The 16,163-nt window shown below is 41.3% G+C and carries 14 protein-coding genes; 3 read left to right on the forward strand and 11 right to left on the reverse strand.

Annotation, left to right across the window (positions count from 1 at the left end; all coding sequences use genetic code 11):
- The first annotated feature begins 278 nt into the window (after positions 1 to 278).
- Both HMPREF1117_RS10120 and HMPREF1117_RS10125 read left to right on the forward strand, forming a co-directional pair.
- Entirely contained in the window at positions 279 to 1,733 is a 1,455-nt protein-coding gene (locus HMPREF1117_RS10120; protein WP_000455348.1) for a sucrose-6-phosphate hydrolase, read from the forward strand.
- Positions 1,714 to 2,679: a LacI family DNA-binding transcriptional regulator gene (locus HMPREF1117_RS10125; protein WP_000226008.1), complete on the forward strand. Its 966-nt coding sequence runs from the start codon at positions 1,714 to 1,716 to the stop codon at positions 2,677 to 2,679. The genes HMPREF1117_RS10120 and HMPREF1117_RS10125 overlap by 20 nt, the downstream gene beginning before the upstream one ends.
- Before the next feature lie 189 nt (positions 2,680 to 2,868).
- On the opposite strand, the gene HMPREF1117_RS10135 is transcribed toward HMPREF1117_RS10125, so the two are convergent.
- The 11 genes from HMPREF1117_RS10135 to gmk form a co-directional block, all read right to left on the reverse strand.
- Positions 2,869 to 4,143 (reverse strand): hydroxymethylglutaryl-CoA reductase, degradative, encoded by a 1,275-nt coding sequence (locus HMPREF1117_RS10135; protein ID WP_000704407.1) that lies wholly within the window; start codon positions 4,141 to 4,143, stop codon positions 2,869 to 2,871.
- Entirely contained in the window at positions 4,140 to 5,315 is a 1,176-nt protein-coding gene (locus HMPREF1117_RS10140; RefSeq protein WP_000151970.1) for a hydroxymethylglutaryl-CoA synthase, read from the reverse strand. The genes HMPREF1117_RS10135 and HMPREF1117_RS10140 overlap by 4 nt, the downstream gene beginning before the upstream one ends.
- A gap of 135 nt (positions 5,316 to 5,450) precedes the next feature.
- Positions 5,451 to 5,888 carry a threonine/serine exporter family protein gene (locus tag HMPREF1117_RS10145; protein ID WP_000176663.1) on the reverse strand — a complete coding sequence of 146 codons (438 nt, stop codon included), beginning with the start codon at positions 5,886 to 5,888 and terminating at the stop codon, positions 5,451 to 5,453.
- Position 5,889: 1 nt separating this feature from the next.
- Complete coding sequence (locus HMPREF1117_RS10150) at positions 5,890 to 6,648, reverse strand: threonine/serine exporter family protein (protein WP_000392922.1); 759 nt, start codon at positions 6,646 to 6,648, stop codon at positions 5,890 to 5,892.
- Positions 6,649 to 6,735: 87 nt separating this feature from the next.
- Positions 6,736 to 8,628, reverse strand: coding sequence for a Stk1 family PASTA domain-containing Ser/Thr kinase (pknB, locus tag HMPREF1117_RS10155; RefSeq protein WP_000614499.1), 1,893 nt, complete (start codon positions 8,626 to 8,628; stop codon positions 6,736 to 6,738).
- Entirely contained in the window at positions 8,625 to 9,365 is a 741-nt protein-coding gene (locus HMPREF1117_RS10160; RefSeq protein ID WP_000406151.1) for a Stp1/IreP family PP2C-type Ser/Thr phosphatase, read from the reverse strand. The genes pknB and HMPREF1117_RS10160 overlap by 4 nt, the downstream gene beginning before the upstream one ends.
- 14 nt (positions 9,366 to 9,379) lie before the next feature.
- Positions 9,380 to 10,693: a 16S rRNA (cytosine(967)-C(5))-methyltransferase RsmB gene (gene rsmB, locus HMPREF1117_RS10165; RefSeq protein WP_007557369.1), complete on the reverse strand. Its 1,314-nt coding sequence runs from the start codon at positions 10,691 to 10,693 to the stop codon at positions 9,380 to 9,382.
- Entirely contained in the window at positions 10,686 to 11,621 is a 936-nt protein-coding gene (gene fmt / locus HMPREF1117_RS10170) for a methionyl-tRNA formyltransferase (RefSeq protein WP_000163678.1), read from the reverse strand. Before fmt ends, rsmB begins: the two co-directional genes overlap by 8 nt.
- Positions 11,622 to 11,633: 12 nt before the next feature.
- Complete coding sequence (locus tag HMPREF1117_RS10175; protein ID WP_000257359.1) at positions 11,634 to 14,030, reverse strand: primosomal protein N'; 2,397 nt, start codon at positions 14,028 to 14,030, stop codon at positions 11,634 to 11,636.
- A 65-nt stretch (positions 14,031 to 14,095) separates the two neighbouring features.
- Complete coding sequence (gene rpoZ, locus HMPREF1117_RS10180; RefSeq protein WP_000979235.1) at positions 14,096 to 14,410, reverse strand: DNA-directed RNA polymerase subunit omega; 315 nt, start codon at positions 14,408 to 14,410, stop codon at positions 14,096 to 14,098.
- A 24-nt stretch (positions 14,411 to 14,434) separates the two neighbouring features.
- Entirely contained in the window at positions 14,435 to 15,061 is a 627-nt protein-coding gene (gene gmk, locus HMPREF1117_RS10185) for a guanylate kinase (RefSeq protein ID WP_000775041.1), read from the reverse strand.
- A gap of 225 nt (positions 15,062 to 15,286) precedes the next feature.
- Between gmk and HMPREF1117_RS10190 the strand changes: the two genes are divergently transcribed.
- Positions 15,287 to 16,099: a DUF4839 domain-containing protein gene (locus tag HMPREF1117_RS10190; RefSeq protein WP_000528910.1), complete on the forward strand. Its 813-nt coding sequence runs from the start codon at positions 15,287 to 15,289 to the stop codon at positions 16,097 to 16,099.
- Positions 16,100 to 16,163 lie beyond the last annotated feature (64 nt).

Raw genomic sequence — 16,163 nt, forward strand, 5'->3', positions numbered from 1 at the left:
TTTGCAGAAAAAATAGTTATTTCTTAGAGCAAGGTCTTTTATTTTGATAGATTATGAGAGTTTTATGAAAGTATTCTTTAAAAAATACTTTAAAATCTGAGTTTAAAAGAATTATATTTCACTTTCTTTCAATTTTCTGTAGATAGATGATTGATTTCCTGCTTTTATTTTATGATAAACGTTTGACAGTTTTTTCTCTTTTTTAACATAAAAGGCTTGCTTTTTTGGTCGAAAACGGTTACTATTAAAAGTGATAAGATTTTCGGAGGAAAGATATAATGGAATGGACAACCGAGCGTCGTTACAGACGCTACGAAGATTGGACACAAGAAGAAATCAAGACAATTAAGGATAATATGGCACAATCTCCCTGGCATACTCATTACCATGTTGAGTCAAAAACAGGACTTCTCAACGATCCAAATGGCTTTTCTTACTTTGATGGCAAGTGGATTGTTTTTTATCAGAACTTCCCTTTTGGTGCAGCCCACGGTTTAAAATCTTGGGTTCAGCTTGAAAGTGATGATTTGGTTCACTTTAGAGAAACTGGGGTCAAAGTTTTGCCAGATACTCCATTAGATAGCCACGGTGCCTACTCTGGTTCTGCTATGCAGTTTGGCGATAACTTGTTCCTATTTTATACAGGAAATGTCCGTGATGAAAACTGGATCCGTCACCCTTACCAGATTGGGGCTTTGATGGATAAAGATGGTAAAATTAGCAAGATTGATAAGATCTTGATTGACCAGCCAGCAGACTCAACTGACCACTTCCGTGACCCACAAATTTTTAATTTTAAAGGTCAATACTATGCTATCGTCGGTGGACAGGACTTGGAGAAAAAAGGCTTCGTTCGTCTTTATAAGGCTGTAGACAACGACTACACAAACTGGCAAGCAGTTGGCGATCTTGACTTTGCTAACGACCGTACTGCCTACATGATGGAATGCCCAAATCTGGTCTTTGTCGGGGAGCAACCTGTTCTTCTCTACTGCCCGCAAGGATTGGATAAGAAAGTTCTAGACTACGACAATATCTATCCAAATATGTACAAGATTGGGTCTTCCTTTGACCCTGAAAATGCCAAAATGGTAAATGTATCTCAACTTCAAAACATGGACTATGGTTTCGAAGCCTATGCAACTCAAGCCTTCAACGCTCCTGATGGACGTGCTCTAACTATTAGCTGGCTTGGCTTGCCTGATGTTTCATATCCATCTGACCGTTTTGACCACCAAGGAACCTTCTCTTTGGTCAAGGAACTCACTATCAAAGACGGCAAACTCTACCAATACCCAGTCGCAGCTATCAAGGAACTCCGTGCTTCTGAAGAAACCTTCTCAAACCGTTCCAAAACTAAGAACACTTACGAACTTGAACTCAATTTGGAAGCTAATATCCAGAGCGAGATTGTCTTACTTGCTGATCAAGAAGGCAAGGGACTTTCCATCAACTTTGACCTTGTAAATGGTCAAGTGACAGTGGATCGTAGCCAGGCTGGTGAACAGTACGCCCAAGAATTTGGCACAACTCGTTCTTGCCCTATCGACAATCAAGCTACTATTGCTACGATTTTCATCGATAACTCTGTTTTTGAAATTTTCATCAATAAAGGAGAAAAAGTATTTTCCGGTCGTGTCTTCCCACATGCGGACCAAAATGGTATCCTGATTAAATCTGGAAACCCAACTGGAACTTACTATGAATTAGATTATGGTCGCAAAACTAACTGATGTTGCAAAACTTGCAGGCGTTAGCCCTACTACCGTTTCTCGGGTTATCAATAAAAAAGGTTATTTATCTGAAAAAACCATTCAAAAAGTCAATGAAGCTATGCGAGAATTGGGCTATAAACCCAACAACCTAGCTCGTAGTCTGCAAGGAAAATCGGCTAAATTAATCGGCTTGATTTTCCCAAATATTTCCAATGTTTTCTATGCAGAATTAATTGATAAGCTGGAACACCAACTCTTCAAAAATGGCTACAAGACCATCATCTGCAACAGCGAACACGACTCTGAAAAAGAACGGGAGTACATTGAAATGCTGGAGGCCAATCAGGTAGACGGCATCATTTCTGGTAGTCACAACTTGGGAATCGAAGACTACAATCGCGTGACGGCGCCGATTATTTCCTTTGACCGAAACCTGTCTCCAGATATTCCTGTCGTTTCCTCTGACAACTATGCTGGTGGGGTTCTTGCTGCCCAGACCTTGGTTAAGACAGGCGCCCAATCTATCATCATGATTACAGGGAATGACAATTCCAATTCGCCAACTGGACTACGCCACGCTGGTTTTGCTTCTGTACTCCCCAAAGCTCCTATTATCAATGTTTCCAGTGACTTTTCTCCTGTCAGAAAAGAAATGGAAATCAAGAATATCTTGACCCGTCAAAAACCAGATGCCATTTTTGCTTCAGATGACTTAACAGCTATTCTGGTCATTAAAATCGCTCAAGAACTGGGCATCTCTGTCCCAGAAGAGCTTAAAGTCATTGGCTATGATGGTACCTACTTTATCGAAAATTACTATCCTCATTTGACGACTGTGAAGCAACCTATGGAAGAAATTGCCCAACTCACTGTTGATCTCCTTTTGCAGAAGATCGAAGGCAAGGACGTGGCAACAACAGGCTACTTCTTACCAGTCACCCTATTACCAGGAAAAAGCATTTAATACTCAATGAAAATCAAAGAGCAAACTAGTAAGCTAGCCGCAGGTTGCTCAAAGCACTGCTTTGAGGTTGTAGATAAGACTGACGAAGTCAGTTACATATATCTACGGCAAGACGAAGCTGACGTGGTTTGAAGAGATTTTCGAAGAGTATAAGCACAAGAAAACTCAGACCAATTCGTCTGAGTTTTTTTATGATCTTAAGTTTTCGAGATAGCGCTGGGCTGTCTCTAGGTTAAAGGTTTTATCTGCGATGAGACGCTCGACTAGGGGAGCTACCTCGGATTCACTGGCACCTGCGAGGAGAGCTAAGGATTTGGCCTGTAGCTTCATGTGACCTTGTTGGATTCCTGTGCTAACCAAGGCTTTTAGGGCTGCAAAGTTTTGTGCAAGCCCGATAGAGACAATGATCTGGGCTAATTCTTTAGCAGATGGATTTCCCAGTAGTTCGTGACTGAGGGCTACACGAGGATTGAGACCGATAGAGCCACCCTTGGTCGCCACAGGCATAGGAAGAGTCATCTCACCAACCAATTCTTCTGTCTCCAAATCCAGACGCCAAGAGCTGAGACCTTGATAACGTCCATCTCGACTCGCAAAGGCGTGTGCACCCGCTTCGATGGCACGCCAGTCATTACCAGTGGCAATTAAAATCGCATCTAGACCGTTAAAAATTCCTTTATTGTGGGTAGCTGCTCTATAGGGATCTGCTTGGGCAAACTGGCTAGCCAAGGCCATTTTCTCCGCAATCTCTCTTCCTTCATCCTTTTGAGAACTTAAGTAACGAAAGGCAACACGACAAGTTGCAGTTACCAGAGAATCCGTAGCATAATTTGATAAAATCCCCATGAGACTCTGTCCCTGACTGAGTTCTTCTAAGACTGGTTTCAAGGCCTCCAGCATGGTATTGAGCATATTAGCACCCATAGCTTCTTGGGTATCAACATGGAGATAGATGACTAGAAAGTCTGTTTCGCCTTTAATCTGTTCTACATGCAGATCACGCGCCCCACCTCCACGTTTGACGATAGAAGGATAGGCTTGGTTAGCAAGTTCCAGTAGTTGCTCTTTCTGACTGTTAATTTGAACCTGAGCATTATCCATATCAGGCACTTGATAAAGGGCAACTTGACCAATCATCTGACGCTCATGTACCTGGGCAGTAAAGCCTCCAGCTCGCTTGATGATTTTGCTGGCATAACTAGCTGCTGCAACCACTGAAGGTTCCTCAGTCACATATGGAACCGTGTAGTCCTTACCATTCACTAAAATTTCAGGAATAATGGAATAAGGAAGGGAAAAAGTTCCCACTACATTTTCACTCATTTGGTCTGCAACAACCAAGCTGACTTGCTCATCCTGCTCTAAACTAGTTTGCTTATCGGCACTAAGGAGCGCCTGAGCTTTTAACAACTCAAGGCGCTCATAGTATGATTTCTTAGAAAATCCATTCCAACTTATCTTCATGATTTTTCTACCTTACTATAACGACGTTGGTGTTCAAAAATCTCGACTAAGGCATAATCTTGATTTTCGTATCCTGTGAATTGGGTAGAGCCTGTCTCATCCAACTGAACTTCTTCAAAAAAGACTTTCTCGTAATCAGATACAGATAGAGCTGTACGTTGACTCAGTTTCTTCAAACGGTCTTTATCAAGATAGGCTTCGTAACCTTCAACCAATTCCACACTGAAAAATTCAGACACAGCGCCACTTCCGTAACTATAAAGAGCCAGTTTATCTCCAGCCTTCAAGTTTTCGGCATTTTCTAGAAGGGACAGCAGACCTAAGAAAAGAGAACCAGTGTAAATATTCCCAATCATTTGACTGTAAAGAATTGATTTATCGAAGTTTTCTTGGAGGCTATGTTGTTTCTCCTCAGATAAAGTCTGATCCATCATACTGCGTAAGCCTTTTAAAGCTAATTTAGGATAAGGTAAATGGAAACAGATAGCAGCAAAGTCATCCAAAGTCCAGTTATAACGCTTCTGGTATTCTTCCCAAGTAGTTGTCAAACAATCTAGATACTGTTGTGTCGAATACAACCCATTTACATAAGGCGTACTTGAATAATTTGGACGCCAAAAATCCATAATATCACGGGTTTGAGCTACATTATCATTGTTAAATGACAGAATGCGTGGATTTTGCGTGATTAACATAGCCACACTACCAGCACCCTGGGTTGGTTCACCAGGAGTGGCTGCACCATACTTAGCAATATCACTGGCAATTACCAAAACCTTAGATTGTGGAGAACTTTCCACATGCAATTTGGCATAATGAAGGGCTGCTGTCGCCCCATAGCAGGCTTCTTTTACTTCAAAACTACGAGCAAAGGGCTGAATCCCTAATAAACTGTGAACAAAGACTGCAGCAGCCTTACTCTGGTCAATCCCTGACTCAGTTGCCACGATAACCATGTCAATTTCTTCTTTTTCTCTTTCTGTCAAAATAGACTCGCTTGCACTAGCTGCCAAGGTTACAATATCCTCAGTCATTGGTGCGATAGCAATCTCATTTAAAAGGAGACCCTTACTATATTTTTCAGGATCAACTCCTCTTGCTTCTGCTAAATCTTGTAATTTCAAGACATATTGACTGGTTGCAAAACCAATCTTATCAATACCGATTGTCATATTTACCTCTGTATATTCATTCATGTAAAAATCGTCCACTACTATTCTATCATAAATGGATGGAAAATAGAGAAAAAAGCCTTGATTCACCAAATCAAGACTTTTCTTTCCCTACTGATTTTTATACTATTTTTCTTATTTTCTTAAATAAGAATATAACTTCAGAATAATGGTACCACTAGCCATTCCAATGGAAATAACTAGAGCCAACATGACGACTAAAGTTGCATTAGTAATAGCATGACTGTAGTCCCCTGTTACGAAGAAAGCAGTTGTCCGATAAGTTAAATAACCTGGTACTAAAGGGGCTAAAATAGCTAAGATAAAGACAACAGCCGGGGTCTTATAAAGAATACTTAAAATCTGACTAACACAAGAGCCAATAACAGCTGCAATAAAGGTCGCAACAATAACATTTGTCGGATCCTTGAGTAGGAGATAGATCAACCACACAACCATACCCAAAAGCCCAGCAGGCAAGAGCATAGAGCGTTGAACGTTTAATACGATTAAAAACGTGATGATAGCCAGTAAACTGGCAATAGCTTGGAGTAAAATATTTGTTAGTGTCATATTAGGTCATCAATACTAGGGCAACAGAAGTTCCTGCCCCTAAAGCAAGGGTAATCAGCAAAGACTCAAACATCTTGCTCATACCTGAGTTAATATGGTTGGTCATAATATCTCTAACAGCATTTGTTAGAGCAATACCTGGTACAAAGGGCATGACCGCACCTGCAATAATCAGATCTGCCGTAGCAGGAAATCCTGTGTAACGGGCCCAAAATTGGGCTATGAGACCAAATACAAAGGCACCCGCAAAGGCTGTTACAAAAGGAATCCTGATAAATTTCTCAACATAGAGTGAAAAAGCAAAGCCAAATAAGGTAGCAATTGCCGCACCTACAGCATCATAGCTATTACCCCCAAACATGACCGAAAAGAAAGGAGCACTAAAGGTTGCAGCCATGGTAACCTGAAATTTGGTATAGGGTAGGGCTTGTTTTTGCAAGTCCGATAGTTTCTTCAAAGCTGTAGATAAATCTATCTTGCCCCCGACTAATTGACGTGAAATATGGTTGACATCACAGACTTTTTCGATGTTATAAGAAGATGACGTCACTCGTTTCATCCGAGAGATATTGGTATTTTCAATCGAGAAGAAAATAGCTGCTGGCATGGCAAGAACATTGCAATCTACAATTCCTTGTGAGTGTGCAATCCGAATCATGGTATCTTCAACACGATGGATTTCTGAACCACTTTTCAAAAGAATTGTTCCAGCTAACATAATGACATCGATGACGGCATTTAACTCTAGTGACTCTTCCATATTTCCTCCTTATGTTTGCTCTTTTTATTTTATCACAAATTATGATTCAAAAAAAATCTTTGCCATGAAATCATGACAAAGATTCGATTAGTTTACTGGAGCTTCAATATTTACCTCTGTATTTGGTCGACCAGTTGAAGGGGTATTCCCTTGTGTATTTCCTGGACTTGGTGTTACAGGATTAGAACCTTGATTATTACGTTGTGAAGGGATAGAAGGCGAAATAGTTGCTGGTGTTTTTGGTTTATAGATTGAAATCTTAATTCGTGTTTTGTTCAAATCAACCTTTTCACCTACTTTTGGATTTTGTTCAACAACTGTACCTTCAGCAGTCCCTTCAGGTGCTGTTGACACTTCTACAACCTCAATGTTCGCTTCTTTAACACCAACAATTTGAATCAAATTATTCTTGGTAAACTCTAAGCTTGAGCCAATATAATTTGGCATAGGGGCACTAGTTACCTTTTTAGCAACCGTCAAAGTGATGGTAGATGCTTTTGTTAAATCATAAGTAGTCCCAGCTGGCGGAGTTTGTCTTAGGACAGTTCCCACTTCACTGTCACTTGATTCTTCTTCTTCAATCTTAATCAGATTTTCAGGCACCTTCTTCTGTTTAAGGTCTGCAATAACATCAACCGATTTTTGCCCAATGTAATTACTAATTTGGAAAGATTGCTTACCTGAAGATACGATTAGATTAATTTTCGTACCTTCTTTTCGACCAGTTCCAGCATCAGGATCTGTTCGAATAATTTTTCCCTCTTCGATGTTTTCACTAGCTTCAGTTTTCTCTTCACCAATTTCAAAATTAGCCTTTTTGAGAATTTCCTTTGCTTCTGCAACAGTCTGACCTGCTACATTTGGAATTGCTACCGTAGCTGGAGTCCTAGATAAAATCCACATCAGAGAAGCTGCAACCAATGCCATGCTAGCCAAGAGAATTAAATAACGAAATCTAAACTTCCGTTTCTTAACAGGTTTTTCTACATATTCATTAGTTGAAGTAGGTTGCACAACCTTTTTAGGTTGCGGTTTCGGACTTTGGACTTGTGGTTTTGGAATCGCAGTTAGAGTACTTTGTGGAACCTTAGGTAGTGACTTAGTATCTGCCTTATTGGTATCATTAAAAACCAATTTAGGTTCATTTCGTCGATTATAAGACAAACTGCTAGACAAATCTACATACATCTCTGCAGCAGACTGGTAGCGATCTGTCAATTTCTTAGCCGTTGCCTTGATAACCACGTTTTCTAAGGCCTGAGGTACAGATGAATTTTCTTCAATAACCGATGGAAGAGGCTTTTGGAAATGCTGGAGAGCAATGGTAACAGCACTATCTCCATCATAAGGGATATGCCCAGTCAGCATCTCATAAAAAATGATTCCCATGGCATAAATATCACTCTGTACAGTCGCTTTTGAACCACGCGCCTGCTCAGGTGACAAGTAATGAACTGACCCAAGCATTGAATTAGTCTGAGTCAAGCTCGTCTCTGCAAAAGCTACCGCAATACCAAAGTCAGTGACTTTAGCTGTTCCATCAGGTGTTAAGAGGATATTTTGAGGCTTCAAATCACGGTGGACAATTCCCCGTGTGTGGGCTAAGCGCATAGCCAAGAGAATTTGGCCCATGATACGAACTGCCTCCTCATTAGAAAGAGGATGATGTTCCTTGATATAGCGCTTGAGGTCTAGTCCCGCTACATATTCCATAGTTAGGTACTGTTGACCATCTTCCTCACCGATATCTGTTATCCGAACGATATGAGGATGGTCTAGATCTGCCATAGCCTTGGCTTCTCGCTGAAAACGAGCTACAGCTATCGGGTCTGTCTGGTAGTTGGTCCTCAGGACCTTAACTGCCACTTCTTCCCCATCTAGAATTAAATCTTTAGCCAAATAGACATCTGCCATGCCTCCTCGACCAATTTGTTTAATAATCCGATACCGCCCGGCAAAAATCTTGCCGATTTGGATCATTCTGCTGCCTCCTCGTTTATGGAAACAAGGGCAACAGTAATGTTGTCTATACCTCCTGCATTGTTAGCAAAACGAATAAGTGTCGCCGTTTTATCAGCTAAAGGAATATCGCTATTCACAATATCACTGATTTCACTACCTGAAATCATATTGGTCAAACCATCACTGTTGAGCAAGATATAATCACCTGCTTCAAGTGTTACCATACCAAAGTCAGGTTGGACCTCATCTTTTTGTCCAATAGACTGCGTAATGATATTTTTCTGCGGATGACTTTCCGCTTCTTCTGGTGTCAATTGACCAGCTTTCAGCAACTCATTTACAAGTGAATGATCACTCGTCAATTGGTAGTATTCTTCACCACGGATCAAACCAATACGAGAATCACCAATATGAGCATAGATGGCTTGGTTATCAATAATGGCTAGTGCCTCAAGAGTTGTTCCCATTCCTCTATAGGCTTCATCTTGTCCCATCTGGTGAATTTTTTGATTTTCAACTTCTAGGAAATAAGCGAACCATTCACGCACCTCGTTGATGGTATCAATTTGGGTATCTACCCAAGCAATACCTAAATCTGTAACCGCCATTTCACTCGCGATATTTCCTGCACGATGTCCTCCCATCCCGTCAGCTAAGATAATCATAGTACGACCTGCTCTGTTGACGTAGTGGTTGACATAGTCTTGGTTATTTGTTCGTTTTTGACCAACATCCGTTAATATTGAAATTTCCATATGTCAGTTCCTTCCTAATCAGATATCTTACGAAATTGGCTGATAAAGAATCCATCACTTCCGTATAATTCTGGTGTAATGAGAATACAGCCATCTTTCAAGATATCCTTACATTCATGTTCTAGTGTTACCTGCTCAAAGTCGGGATGTTTTTCTAAAAATGCCTGAACGACTTGAAAGTTCTCCTCAGAGACAATAGTACAGGTACTATAAGTTATTATACCACCTTTACGTAGTGTTTGACAAACACTACCTAATATTTCCAGCTGAATTTCCTGTAATGACGCGAAATCTGCCGTTTCTTTGTTGTATTTTATGTCTGGTTTTCGTCTTAAAAGTCCAATCCCAGAACAAGGGGCATCTACCAAAATCTTGTCAAAAGAATCCTTACTAAAAAACTCATGAACCTTTCTGGCGTCAAGTTTTTGGGTTTGGACACGGTTTGCCACACCTAAACGCTCTGCATTTTCTTGGATCAAGCTCAACTTATGGTCATAAAGATCTAGTGCAGTAACTTGACCTGTCGTCAGGTAAGAAGCTATATGAGCTGTTTTTCCTCCTGGAGCAGCACAGGCATCTAGGACCTGCTCATGCCCTTTTAAATCAAGAGTAGGTGCTACCAATTGGCTCGACTCATCTTGGATAGTGACCATTCCTTGAGTAAACAGATCACTCGCAGCAAAATTCCCTTGATCTTTAACCAGACCAGAAGGAGACAAGGATGAAGTACTGGCCTCCAACAAGGCTTGGATTTCCTCTTTTCGTCCTAGATCTGTTACACGAATGCTGGCCTTGTTACGCACCAAGAGGCTTTCAAAAATAGCCTGTGCTCGCTCCTCTCCGTATTCTTCCTTGAGCTTTGCAACTAGCCAAACCGGAAGGGAATAGGCGATGGAGTCACGCTTGTTTTTACGTTTGATGCTGGCAATATCTGACCATCCTTCTCGTAGAATACGGCGTAAAATAGCATTGACTAGCTTTTCACTACCTTTTTTACGGACTTTGGCTAGTTCTACCGCTTCATTTACGACAGCATGATCGGGAACCTTGTCCAAATATTTGAGTTGATAAGCACTTAGGAGGAGCAAAAAGTAAATCCAGCTATCCAATTTATCCCTGTCTTTGATGAAGTGGGATAGGTACCATTCTAAAGTGAGCTTGCGAGCTACTGTTCCATAAACGAGTTCTGTTGCTAAGCCCTTATCTGTAGGTGAAAGTTGACTTCCTTTGAGGTGTTTATTTAAGGCAATATTTGAGTATGCTTGGTGGATAAAGACATCTTCCAGTACCTCAAGGGCGACGCTTCTTGCCGTTTCTATTTTAGTCACCAAATTTTTCTCCTACTGTCAATGTGCGTCCAACACCGTTGAGGAAAGAAGCAATATCCATCTTAGGTTTTCCTGCTGGTTGAACTTGTTTGAGAGAAAGCGCCCCTTCTCCGGTAGCTAGAATCAATTCTTTCTTACCGATTGAAAGGATTTCCCCTGGGAGACCTTTACCTTCTACTACTTGAGCTTCGTAAATTTTAAAGCGTTCACCCTTAAGGAAAGTATGGGCAACAGGCCAAGGATTCATGCCACGAATTTGATTGAAAAGCTGACGACTCGTTTTATTCCAATCTAGCTTCTCTTCCTCTGGCTTGATATTTGGAGAGAAGGTAACTTGACTTGGATCCTGAGGTTCAGGTTTTATTTCCCCAGCTACATAAGCTGGTAAAGTATCCAAAAGCAAATCACGACCAACAAGAGCTAATTTCTCAAACAAGGTTCCAACATTGTCCTCATCTGTGATAGGAATACTGCGACAAGAAATCATATCCCCTGCATCCATTTCCTTAACCATTTCCATAATGGTCACACCAGCTTCCTCATCCCCTTGAATCAAGGCATAATGGATAGGCGCACCACCACGGTGTTTAGGAAGGAGTGACGCGTGAACGTTGACCGAAAAATCCATACTATCAAGGAGCTTACTTGGGAGAAACTGACCAAAAGCAGCAGTCACAATTCCATCTGCTCCTAGCTGCATAATAGCTTCCATCTCAGGACTTCCAGATAATTTTTCAGGTTGGTAGATTGGAAGACCCGCTTCTTTGGCAGCCTGCTTGACTGGGGTCTCTTGGATCACTTTTTTACGGCCGACAGCACGGTCTGGCTGGGTCACAACGGCTAGAATTTCGTAACGATCATCTGTCAAAAGTCCTTTTAAGACTGTTGCTGAAAAGTCGGGGGTCCCCATAAAGATTAATTTTGTCATATCTTCTCCTTCTTATAAAAATTGCTGCGGCTCATGGTCAATGCTGAGACGGAGCTCACTATTTTCCCGTTCTTGAGTCAAGGCCAAGACTTGGTTGAGGGTCGGCCCCAGCTCATCTTCTAAACGGTATTTAATTAAAATCTGGTAATGATAGAGGTTGTGGGTACGGGCAATGGGTTTGGGCGTTGGCCCAAGAATATTACTGGTTTCGGACAGGCCTGAGCGCAAAATGTTCATAACTTCATAGGCATGTTTGACCACCTCTTCTTCTTTCTTGTGAGAAAGGGTAATGCCAATGGTGAAATAGTAAGGCGGATAACCAAGTTGTCGTCTGATTCCCATTTCATAAGCGTAAAAGCCTTCGTAGTCCTGGTCTTTTGCAAATCGAATAGCGTAGTGCTGAGGATTGTAAGACTGAATCAAGACCTGCCCAGCTTTTTCAGCACGTCCTGCCCGGCCTGCAACCTGGGTCAAAAGTTGGAAGGTTCTCTCAGAAGAACGGAAGTCAGGCAAATTCAAAGCTGTATCCGCATTGAGCACTCCGACTAAGGTCACATTTGGAAAATCCAATCCCTTGGCAATCATCTGAGTACCCAGTAAAATATCTGCTTCTCCTCGCCCAAACTGGTCAAGGAGAGCTTGATGACTACCTTTCTTACGAGTCGTATCCACATCCATCCGCAAAATACGAGCCTGGGGAAAGAGTTCTGCCAGCTCGTCATAAGCCTTCTGTGTCCCCGTCCCGTAGTAACGAATACTGCGACTCTTACAGTTAGGACAAGTATGGGGAATTTCCTTTGAAAAACCACAATAATGGCAGTTCATGGTCTTGGTATCCATGTGCAAGGTCAAGGAAATGTCACAGTTGGGACAAGTATCCACGGTCCCACACTCTCGACACATAACAAAGCTAGAATAGCCACGGCGATTGAGCATGAGAACCACCTGCTCTTTTTTAGCCAGACGGTCCTGAATAGCTTCTAACAAAGGTGGCGTAAAGTTTGACGTCTCATTTTGTCCGATATAGTCTCGAAAGTCAATTACTTGAACCTCAGGAATAGTGGCTAGAGGATTGGCCCGTTGGGTTAGTCTCAAGTGTTGATAGACACCTTTTCCAGCACGCGCACGGCTCTCTAAGCTCGGTGTCGCCGAACCAAGGACCAGGGCTGCTTGGTTGTAGTGGGCTCGTAAAATGGCTACCTCTCTGGCATGGTAACGGGGATTGCTGTCCTGCTTATAAGTCGCTTCATGCTCTTCATCGATAATCATAACCCCCAGATTTTTCAGCGGAGCAAAGATGGCAGATCTGGCGCCAACAACAACTTGGGCGTCTCCACGCTCGACCTTACGCCATTCGTCATACTTTTCACCATTGGATAGGCCTGAATGAAGAATGGCCACCTTGTCCCCAAAACGAGCAATAAAACGCTCCGTCATCTGAGGAGTCAAGGAAATCTCAGGCACCAGTAAAATGGCTGTTTTATCCTTGTCCAAGGCCCCTTGGATAATCTGCAAGTAAACCTCCGTCTTCCCACTTCCTGTAATCCCTTGAAGGAGGAAGGGAGGCTGATGACTGCCAATAGCACTGACAACCGCATCACGCGCCTGCCTTTGCTCTGGATTCAACTCCAAAGGCCTACTTGCCTCAATGCCTTCAAAATAAGCTGCCGAGCGTTGAACTTCCTTTTGGACTATGGTAACAGCACCTTGTTCCACAAAGAAGTTGACTTGCTCCCGCGAATAGAACTCTAGCAAACTAGCCAAGGAAGCACTCTCTAGATGAGACAGCAAATAATCTCTCAATTCCAACTTTTTCTTGGCGCGCGCAGAGATCTCGACACCTTCTAATTGAGCAAGATGAACTTCATACCAGGACTGGGTCTTGACCTTCTTTTGATCGACTGCCTGATATTCCAGACCAAGCAGGCCTTTTCTAGTCAAACGCATCATTTCAGCTTGCTTAGCTAAATCTAGAGAAGAAAAAACAAGCGAATCTTCTGAACCAAACAAGCGCTCTCGGTCTTCCTGACTCAGACCTGCCAGAGGATAGAGAATCTTATCATAGCTGGAGTTCAGAAATCCTGGTAGCATAGCCTTGAGAATGGAGATTTTATAGGAGAAGACGGACTTGCGTAACTCCTCAGCAAGCCAGAGTTGTTCTTGCGTGAGCACAGGAGAAAAATCCAATACTTCGGCAATATCTTTTAAATCTTGATTTGCCTCTTCTTCATCTGATTGAGACTCCAAACCAAGAACAATCCCTTGAATCAGGCGATTCCCCTTACCAAAGGGAACATGAACCCGCATCCCAACTTCAAGCATTCCCAGAAATTCCTCTGGAATCCTGTAACTATAGGGCTGGTCCGTCTGCATCAAGGGCACATCTACGATAATCTTAGCTACGGCCATCTTCTCACCTCCTCCTTGTCACTACATTCTTGCAATAGAAAAAATAAGATTGAGTCCCCCCAACCTTAAATTTTTTCACCATCTTCTTTTTCTTTAGCAATTTGCTCTTTGATTTTCTTTTCTTCTTCTTCTTTGCGGCGTTTTTCTTCTTCGATACGGCGACGCACTGCTTCACGTTTTCCTTCTGGATCTGGGTGAATCGTAACGTTTCCTGACTCGATTTCTTCTAAAGCGCGAAGAGTTGATTTTTCAGACTTGAAACCTTGAGTTGCTGGTGCACCTGCCTCCAATTCGTGAGCACGTTTTGCTTCCAATATTACGAGTGAATATTTTGATGGAACCTTGTCGAGCAAGGTATCAATAGAGGGTTTTAACATCATTTGCTTGTACCTATTTTCTAAATTTTATCGGGTAGTTGGAGATTTTGGTAACATCTCCTGATAGTGACCAATGACACGATCCACACGGAAGTGCTCTGCTTCGATAACACGTTTGACACGCTCAGCAGCTAGGGGCACCTGATCGTTGACAATCGCATAATCATACTCACGCATAAGGGCAATTTCTTCCTTGGCCTTTTCGATTCGTTGGGCAATCACTTCTGCACTATCTGTTCCACGACCTACCAAGCGATCTTGTAATTCATCCAAATCTGGTGGTGTCAGGAAGATAAAGACAGCATCTGGAACTTTTTTCTTGACCTGAAGAGCACCTTGAACCTCAATTTCAAGGAAAACATCGATTCCCTTGTCCAAGGTTTCATTGACATAGGTCAGAGGAGTTCCATAGTAGTTGCCGACATATTCTGCATATTCCAACATCTGTCCTTGACGAATCAGCTCTTCAAACTCTTCGCGAGTACGGAAGAAATAGTCAACACCGTCTACTTCTCCAGGACGTTGTGCGCGTGTCGTCATCGATACAGAGTATTGAAATTGATTTTCAGAACTCTCAAAAATCTCTCTTCTAACCGTTCCTTTTCCAACCCCTGAAGGACCAGAAAAAACGATTAGTAAGCCTCGGTCTGCCATTGTGTCTCCTTTTAGTCAGTCTGTGAAATAACATTTCTCTAGAATAATGGCAAAAAGCCAGATTATCCTTTACAGTCTTTCTATCTAGTGTAACAAAAAAGCAGTAATTTTTCAACTGCTCTTTCTTATTTATTTAGATTTATACAAGGTATCCCCTTAAAATATACTTGCCTTTTTATTCTATTTAAGAGATAATAAAACTACTAATACAAAAAGGAGAAGTTTATGGGAAATTATAAAGGAAAAAATGTTGATGAAGCGATTGAAAATGGCTTATCTGAACTCAATCTCAAAAAAAGTGAAGTCAAAATCAATATTATTGATCATGGAAATGCCGGAATTTTTGGTTTTTTTGAAAAAGAAGCTGAGGTTGAAATCACACCATTAAGCCCACTGGAATTGAAGGTAAAAAAATTAATTCCATATTTAATTGGTGTTGCTGTAATTTTTATTATTCTTATATCAGTTATAATTGGAGTATACTCAGATAAGTCAACTACTGTTTCTCCTCCTTCTTCTACACAAACTAGCTCTATTGTTGAAAAATCCATCGAAAAAACAAGTGAGTCATCGTCTACATCACAAAGTTCCACATCTATTTCCTCTAGTTCAACTAGCAACTCATCAAGCTCTACCGAAGCCTCATCGACAAGCCCATCACAATCAGCTGTAATCACGACTGAAAACAATGAGGATTTTAAGGCACTATTGCAGACTGAAGATTCAAGTACAATAACAGACTTTATTAAAAAATACAAAGATAAAATTATTGAATTTGATGGAAATATTGCTGATTTAGCCAAAGTAAAATCAAAATATGATATCCTCATCCATTCTGGAGACTACTATCCAGATAGAGTATCTGGTCCTAATTTTAAAATTCCTCAAATTACTATAATATCAAATCCTATATTTAATTCATTTAATGGTGATAATATTAAAACCGGGCAAAATGTACATATAAAAGCAAAAATTGGAAACTATAACTCCACTCAAGATTTAGTCTACCTATCTCCAATTGAAGTTTCGCCTCGCTAATATAACTAATAGTTTCAAATATTTATTCAAAAAAACTGAAGTCAGATTCTCTTCTGACTTCAGT

Origin of the sequence: Streptococcus sp. SK643 (genome assembly GCF_000259505.1) — a bacterium.
Taxonomy (GTDB): domain Bacteria; phylum Bacillota; class Bacilli; order Lactobacillales; family Streptococcaceae; genus Streptococcus.

Bases quoted from the DNA above. Each gene is read 5' to 3' on its own strand.
- HMPREF1117_RS10160 (WP_000406151.1), bottom strand. From the start codon at position 9,365: ATGGAAATTTCAATATTAACGGATGTTGGTCAAAAACGAACAAATAAC.
- HMPREF1117_RS10135 (WP_000704407.1), bottom strand. From the start codon at position 4,143: ATGAAGATAAGTTGGAATGGATTTTCTAAGAAATCATACTATGAGCGC.
- pknB (WP_000614499.1), bottom strand. From the start codon at position 8,628: ATGATCCAAATCGGCAAGATTTTTGCCGGGCGGTATCGGATTATTAAA.
- gmk (WP_000775041.1), bottom strand. From the start codon at position 15,061: ATGGCAGACCGAGGCTTACTAATCGTTTTTTCTGGTCCTTCAGGGGTT.
- HMPREF1117_RS10120 (WP_000455348.1), top strand. From the start codon at position 279: ATGGAATGGACAACCGAGCGTCGTTACAGACGCTACGAAGATTGGACA.
- HMPREF1117_RS10125 (WP_000226008.1), top strand. From the start codon at position 1,714: ATGGTCGCAAAACTAACTGATGTTGCAAAACTTGCAGGCGTTAGCCCT.
- fmt (WP_000163678.1), bottom strand. From the start codon at position 11,621: ATGACAAAATTAATCTTTATGGGGACCCCCGACTTTTCAGCAACAGTC.
- HMPREF1117_RS10145 (WP_000176663.1), bottom strand. From the start codon at position 5,888: ATGACACTAACAAATATTTTACTCCAAGCTATTGCCAGTTTACTGGCT.
- HMPREF1117_RS10190 (WP_000528910.1), top strand. From the start codon at position 15,287: ATGGGAAATTATAAAGGAAAAAATGTTGATGAAGCGATTGAAAATGGC.
- HMPREF1117_RS10140 (WP_000151970.1), bottom strand. From the start codon at position 5,315: ATGACAATCGGTATTGATAAGATTGGTTTTGCAACCAGTCAATATGTC.
- HMPREF1117_RS10175 (WP_000257359.1), bottom strand. From the start codon at position 14,030: ATGGCCGTAGCTAAGATTATCGTAGATGTGCCCTTGATGCAGACGGAC.
- rpoZ (WP_000979235.1), bottom strand. From the start codon at position 14,410: ATGATGTTAAAACCCTCTATTGATACCTTGCTCGACAAGGTTCCATCA.
- HMPREF1117_RS10150 (WP_000392922.1), bottom strand. From the start codon at position 6,648: ATGGAAGAGTCACTAGAGTTAAATGCCGTCATCGATGTCATTATGTTA.